Below are 7009 nucleotides of genomic sequence, written 5' to 3' on the forward strand. Positions count from 1 at the left end.
GACATGTCCTCGGACATCCTGTCGCGCCCGGTGGATGTTTCGCGTTTTGGCATGATTTACGCCGGCGCCCAGAAAAACATCGGTCCGAGCGGTATCGTCGTCAACATCGTTCGCGAAGACCTGCTGGGCAAGGCTCGTTCCCTGTGCCCGACCATGCTCGACTACAAGGTCGCGGCCGATAACGGTTCGATGTACAACACCCCGCCGACCCTGGCCTGGTACTTGTCCGGCCTGGTGTTCGAGTGGCTGAAAGAGCAGGGCGGCGTCGAGGCCATCGGCAAGCTCAACGAAGTCAAGCAGCGCACGCTGTACGGCTTCATCGATGCCAGCGGCCTATACAGCAACCCGATCAACAAGTCGGACCGCTCGTGGATGAACGTGCCGTTCCGCCTGGCGGATGATCGTCTGGACAAGCCGTTCCTGGCTGGTGCCGATGAGCGTGGCCTGTTGAACCTCAAGGGGCACCGTTCCGTGGGTGGTATGCGCGCCTCCATCTATAACGCCGTCGACATCAACGCCGTCAATGCGCTGATTTCGTACATGGCAGAGTTCGAGAAGGAACACGGCTAATGTCTGAGCAAGAACTCAAGGCACTGCGCCTGCGCATTGATGCCCTGGACGAAAAGGTCCTGGAGCTGATCAGTGAGCGTGCGCGCTGCGCCCAGGAAGTCGCGCGAGTAAAGATGGCCTCGCTGGCCGAAGGCGAAGTGCCGGTGTTCTATCGTCCTGAGCGCGAAGCTCAGGTGCTCAAGCGTGTCATGCAGCGTAACCAGGGGCCGCYGGGCAACGAAGAGATGGCGCGGTTGTTCCGCGAAATCATGTCTTCGTGCCTGGCGCTCGAACAGCCGCTGAAAGTGGCTTATCTCGGCCCTGAAGGTACCTTCACCCAGGCGGCGGCCATGAAGCACTTCGGTCACGCCGTGATCAGCAAGCCGATGGCGGCGATCGACGAAGTGTTCCGTGAGGTGGCGGCCGGTGCGGTGAATTTTGGCGTGGTGCCGGTGGAAAACTCCACCGAAGGCGCGGTCAATCACACCCTCGACAGCTTCCTTGAGCACGACATGGTGATCTGCGGCGAAGTCGAACTGCGTATCCACCATCACCTGTTGGTCGGTGAAAACACCAAGACCGACAGCATCAGCCGTATCTACTCCCACGCCCAGTCCCTGGCCCAGTGCCGCAAGTGGCTGGACGCCCATTACCCGAATGTCGAGCGCGTGGCGGTGTCCAGCAACGCCGAAGCGGCCAAGCGGGTCAAGGGCGAGTGGAACTCGGCGGCGATTGCCGGCGACATGGCGGCCGGCCTGTATGGCTTGACCCGTCTGGCCGAAAAAATCGAGGACCGTCYGGATAACTCCACGCGCTTCCTGATGATCGGTAATCAGGAAGTGCCGCCGACTGGCGACGACAAGACCTCGATCATCGTTTCGATGAGCAACAAGCCGGGTGCGCTGCACGAGTTGCTGGTGCCGTTCCACGACAATGGCATCGACCTGACGCGAATCGAGACTCGTCCGTCGCGCAGCGGCAAGTGGACCTACGTGTTCTTCATCGACTTCGTTGGCCACCACCGCGACCCACTGGTCAAAAGTGTGCTGGAAAAGATCAGTCAGGAAGCAGTGGCACTTAAAGTGCTGGGTTCCTACCCGAAAGCAGTTCTGTAAGGGGCGGTAGCAAATGAGTGGCAATTTCCTCGCTCTGGCGCAGCCGGGCGTGCAACAACTTTCGCCTTACGTTCCGGGAAAACCCGTGGACGAACTGGCGCGTGAGCTGGATCTCGATCCAGCCAGCATCGTCAAACTGGCGAGCAACGAAAACCCGCTGGGCGCCGGCCCCAAGGCGCTGGCGGCCATCCGCGATGCGCTGGTCGAGCTGACCCGCTATCCGGACGGCAACGGTTTTGCGCTCAAGACCCTGCTGGCCGAGCAGTGCCGTGTCGAGCTGAATCAAGTGACGCTGGGTAATGGCTCCAACGACATTCTTGAGCTGGTGGCGCGCGCCTATCTGGCGCCGGGCCTGAATGCCGTATTCAGCGAGCATGCGTTCGCTGTCTACCCGATTGCCACTCAGGCGGTCGGTGCGCAGGCCAAGGTGGTTCCGGCCAAGGACTGGGGGCATGACCTGCCCGCCATGCTGGCGGCGATCGATGCCAATACCCGTGTGGTCTTTATCGCCAACCCGAACAATCCGACCGGGACCTGGTTCGACGCCGAGGCGCTGGACGAATTCCTGCAGGATGTTCCGGAGCATGTGCTGGTGGTGCTGGACGAGGCCTACATCGAGTACGCCGAAGGCAGCGATATGCCGGACGGCCTGGACTTCCTGGCGGCTTATCCGAACCTGCTGGTTTCCCGCACCTTCTCCAAGGCCTATGGCCTGGCCGCACTGCGCGTGGGTTATGGCTTGTCCACGGCGGTGGTCGCGGACGTGCTGAACCGTGTACGCCAGCCGTTCAACGTCAACAGCCTGGCTCTGGCTGCGGCCTGTGCAGCGTTGAAGGATGAAGAGTATCTCGCGCAAAGCCGTCAACTGAATGAGGCTGGCATGCTGCAACTGGAGGCGGGTTTCCGTGAATTGGGGTTGAGCTGGATTCCGTCAAGGGGCAACTTCATTTGCGTGGACCTGGGTCAGGTTGCAGCGCCGGTGTTCCAGGGCTTGCTTCGTGAAGGCGTGATCGTGCGTCCGGTAGCGAACTACGGCATGCCGAATCACCTGCGCGTCACCATTGGTCTGCCGGCAGAGAACAGCCGCTTCCTTGAAGCGCTGACCAAGGTTCTGGCTCGTGGTTGATGTCACTGCGCTGCAATCTGCTGAACCTATGATCGGTCGCCTGGTGGTGGTCGGTCTTGGGTTGATCGGCGGTTCGTTTGCCAAGGGTTTGCGTGAGAGCGGCATATGCCGGGAAGTGGTCGGGGTCGATCTCGATCCGCAATCGCGCAAACTCGCGGTCGAATTGGGTGTGGTGGATCGCTGTGAGGAAGACCTGGGCATTGCTTGTCAGGGGGCCGACGTCATTCAACTGGCGGTGCCGATCCTGGCCATGGAAAAAGTGCTCGCGCGTTTGGCGAGCATGGATCTGGGGCAAGCGATCCTGACCGATGTCGGCAGCGCCAAAGGCAATGTGGTGCGTGCGGCAACCGAGGCGTTCGGCGGCATGCCGGTGCGGTTCGTGCCGGGCCATCCGATTGCCGGTTCCGAGCAGAGCGGCGTGGAAGCCTCCAACGCCGAGCTGTTTCGTCGTCATAAAGTGATCCTTACGCCGCTGGAGCAAACCGATCCGGCAGCCCTGGCGGTAGTCGACCGTTTGTGGCGCGAATTGGGCGCCGATGTCGAGCACATGCAGGTCGAACGTCATGACGAAGTCTTGGCGGCGACCAGTCATCTGCCGCACTTGCTGGCGTTCGGCTTGGTCGATTCGTTGGCCAAGCGCAATGAAAATCTTGAGATCTTCCGTTACGCTGCGGGCGGTTTCCGCGATTTCACAAGAATCGCCGGAAGCGACCCGGTCATGTGGCACGACATCTTCCTCGCCAACCGCGAAGCTGTCCTGCGCACACTCGATACATTTCGCAGTGACCTCGACGCCTTGCGCGACGCGGTCGATGCAGGGGATGGGCACCAATTGTTGGGCGTATTCACTCGCGCCCGGGTTGCCCGCGAGCATTTCAGTAAAATCCTGGCCCGCAGGGCCTATGTGGACGCTATGAATTCCAATGATCTGATTTTCCTGGCTCAACCTGGTGGCCGCCTGTCCGGTCGGATTCGCGTACCAGGTGACAAGTCGATTTCCCACCGTTCGATCATGCTCGGTTCCCTGGCTGAAGGTGTCACCGAAGTCGAAGGTTTCCTCGAGGGCGAAGATGCCCTGGCGACCTTGCAGGCATTCCGTGACATGGGCGTCGTGATCGAAGGTCCGCACCACGGTCGCGTGACCATTCACGGTGTTGGCCTGCATGGCCTGAAGCCGGCACCGGGCCCGATCTATCTGGGCAACTCCGGTACTTCGATGCGTTTGCTGTCCGGCCTGCTGGCCGCGCAGAACTTCGACAGCACCCTGACCGGCGACGCTTCGCTGTCCAAGCGCCCGATGAATCGCGTGGCCAATCCGCTGCGTGAAATGGGCGCCGTGATCGAAACCRCCGCGGAAGGTCGTCCACCGATGACCATCCGTGGTGGCCACAAGCTCAAGGGTCTGACCTACACCATGCCGATGGCCAGTGCCCAGGTTAAGTCCTGCCTGCTGCTGGCCGGTCTGTATGCCGAAGGCAAGACCACGGTTACCGAGCCTGCTCCGACCCGCGACCATACCGAGCGCATGCTGCGTGGCTTCGGCTACCCGGTAACGGTCAACGGTGCGACCGCATCGGTCGAGTCCGGCAACAAGCTGACCGCGACCCATATTGAAGTCCCAGGTGATATTTCGTCCTCGGCGTTCTTCCTGGTGGCGGCTTCGATCGCCGAAGGTTCGGAGCTGGTGCTGGAACACGTTGGCATCAACCCGACCCGTACCGGTGTGATCGACATCCTGCGCCTGATGGGTGCCGACATCACCCTGGAAAACCAGCGTGAAGTGGGTGGCGAACCGGTAGCTGACTTGCGCGTACGTGCAGCTAAACTCAAGGGTATCGAGATTCCCGAGGCGCTGGTTCCGCTGGCGATCGACGAGTTCCCGGTGCTGTTCGTCGCCGCCGCCTGTGCCGAAGGGCGCACCGTGTTGCGTGGCGCCGAAGAGCTGCGGGTCAAGGAGTCGGATCGTATCCAGGTCATGGCCGATGGCTTGCTGGCGTTGGGCGTCAAGTGCGAGCCGACCCCGGATGGCATCATCATCGACGGCGGCCAGATCGGCGGCGGTGAGGTGCACGGTCATGGTGATCATCGTATCGCCATGGCGTTCAGCGTTGCTTCGCTGCGCGCCAGTGCCCCGATCCGCATTCATGATTGCGCCAACGTCGCGACGTCCTTCCCGAATTTCCTGGCGCTGTGCGCACAGGTCGGTATTCGCGTGGCACAAGAGGCACAGTCGTGATCAGCATTGCACCGGTCATCACCATCGATGGGCCAAGCGGTTCGGGCAAGGGCACGGTCGCCGGGATTCTGGCCAAGCGCCTGGGCTGGAACCTGCTGGACTCCGGTGCGTTGTACCGATTGCTGGCCTTCGCCGCGCATAACCATGGTGTCGACCTGACCAATGAAGAGCTGCTGAAGAAACTCGCCGCTCATCTGGATGTGCAGTTCATCGCGGCGACGGATGGTCAGTTGCAACGCATCATTCTGGAAGGTGATGAAGTCAGCGATGTCATTCGCACCGAAAGCGTCGGTTCCGGCGCTTCCCAGGTGGCTGCGCTGCCCGCTGTACGCGAGGCGCTGCTGCAGCGCCAGCGAGCCTTTCAGGAGGCGCCGGGCCTTGTGGCGGATGGTCGCGACATGGGCACCGTGGTTTTTCCTGACGCGCCATTGAAGATTTTTCTGACCGCCAGTGCCGAGGAGCGGGCACGCCGTCGATATTTGCAGTTGAAGGGCAAAGTCGAGGGTGTTAGTCTGTCGAGTCTGCTAGATGAGATACGTGCGCGCGATGAGCGTGACACCCAGCGAGCGGTAGCCCCGCTCAAACCGGCGGCTGACGCCATACAGCTGGATTCCACGGAATTATCCATCGATCAGGTGCTGGAACGCATCATGAGCGAGATCGCCATTCGCGATATCGCCGGGTGACCAAGAGGGCCGCAGGGGACCAGTCATAGTCCTGCGGTGGCTTCTTTTAAATGAAACTAACCCACACCGTCTGGGGTGTGGAGATGGGCGTATTCTTCGCCCTCATCAACAGGAATTAAAATGAGCGAAAGCTTTGCGGAACTCTTTGAAGAAAGCCTAAAAACCCTGAACCTTCAGGCAGGCTCCATCATCACCGGTGTTATCGTTGATATCGATTACCAGGCTCGCTGGGTAACCGTTCACGCTGGCCTGAAGTCTGAAGCACTCATCCCGCTTGAGCAGTTCTACAACGACGCTGGCGAACTGAACATCAACGTYGGTGAYGAAGTTCACGTTGCTCTGGAYTCGGTTGAAGACGGCTTTGGTGAAACCAAGCTSTCCCGTGAAAAAGCCAAGCGCGCTGAATGCTGGATYGTTCTGGAAGCAGCCTTCGCAGCCGAAGAAGTGGTCAAGGGCGTTATCAACGGTAAGGTTAAAGGCGGYTTCACTGTCGACGTTAACGGCATCCGTGCGTTCCTGCCAGGTTCTCTGGTTGACGTCCGTCCAGTGCGCGACACCACGCACCTGGAAGGCAAAGAGCTGGAATTCAAGGTCATCAAGCTGGACCAGAAGCGCAACAACGTTGTCGTTTCCCGTCGCAGCGTCCTGGAAGCCGAGAACTCCGCCGAGCGCGAAGCTCTGCTGGAATCCCTGCAGGAAGGCCAACAAGTCAAAGGTATCGTCAAGAACCTCACCGATTACGGCGCATTCGTCGATCTGGGTGGCGTCGATGGCCTGCTGCACATTACCGACATGGCCTGGAAGCGTATCAAGCATCCTTCCGAAATCGTCAACGTTGGCGACGAGATCGATGTCAAGGTTCTGAAGTATGATCGCGAGCGCAATCGTGTTTCCCTGGGCCTGAAGCAACTGGGCGAAGATCCATGGGTTGCTATCAAAGCCCGTTACCCAGAAAGCACTCGCGTTACCGCGCGTGTAACCAACCTGACCGACTACGGCTGCTTCGCTGAGCTGGAAGAAGGCGTTGAAGGTCTGGTACACGTTTCCGAAATGGAYTGGACCAACAAGAACATCCACCCTTCGAAAGTCGTACAAGTCGGCGACGAAGTGGAAGTCATGGTTCTGGACATCGACGAAGAGCGTCGTCGTATCTCCCTGGGCATCAAGCAGTGCAAATCCAACCCATGGGAAGATTTCTCTGGCCAGTTCAACAAGGGCGATAAAATCTCCGGCACCATCAAGTCGATCACCGATTTCGGTATCTTCATTGGTCTGGACGGCGGCATCGACGGTCTGG

At 59.9% G+C, this 7009-nt stretch carries 6 protein-coding genes; all 6 read left to right on the plus strand.

The features are described from left to right. A partial coding sequence (serC, locus tag AC1DVH_RS24065) for a 3-phosphoserine/phosphohydroxythreonine transaminase (protein ID WP_477755922.1) occupies nucleotides 1-570 on the plus strand: 570 nt, incomplete at its 5' end. Beyond that, complete coding sequence (gene pheA, locus AC1DVH_RS24070; protein WP_477755923.1) at nucleotides 570-1664, plus strand: prephenate dehydratase; 1095 nt, start codon at nucleotides 570-572, stop codon at nucleotides 1662-1664. The genes serC and pheA, both read left to right, overlap by 1 nt. Before the next feature lie 13 nt (nucleotides 1665-1677). Then, nucleotides 1678-2790, plus strand: a complete 1113-nt coding sequence (gene hisC / locus AC1DVH_RS24075) for a histidinol-phosphate transaminase (protein ID WP_477755924.1) — start codon at nucleotides 1678-1680, stop codon at nucleotides 2788-2790. Between the two features lie 28 nt (nucleotides 2791-2818). After that, entirely contained in the window at nucleotides 2819-5026 is a 2208-nt protein-coding gene (locus AC1DVH_RS24080; RefSeq protein WP_477755926.1) for a bifunctional prephenate dehydrogenase/3-phosphoshikimate 1-carboxyvinyltransferase, read from the plus strand. Then, on the plus strand, nucleotides 5023-5712 hold the full coding sequence (cmk, locus tag AC1DVH_RS24085) for a (d)CMP kinase (protein ID WP_008049002.1): 690 nt from the start codon (nucleotides 5023-5025) through the stop codon (nucleotides 5710-5712). The genes AC1DVH_RS24080 and cmk overlap by 4 nt, the downstream gene beginning before the upstream one ends. Before the next feature lie 120 nt (nucleotides 5713-5832). Continuing rightward, nucleotides 5833-7009, plus strand: a 1177-nt coding sequence (gene rpsA / locus AC1DVH_RS24090; RefSeq protein ID WP_477755925.1) for a 30S ribosomal protein S1, incomplete at its 3' end; no start/stop codon positions are given.

This window comes from Pseudomonas sp. P4_C3 (assembly GCF_056402075.1).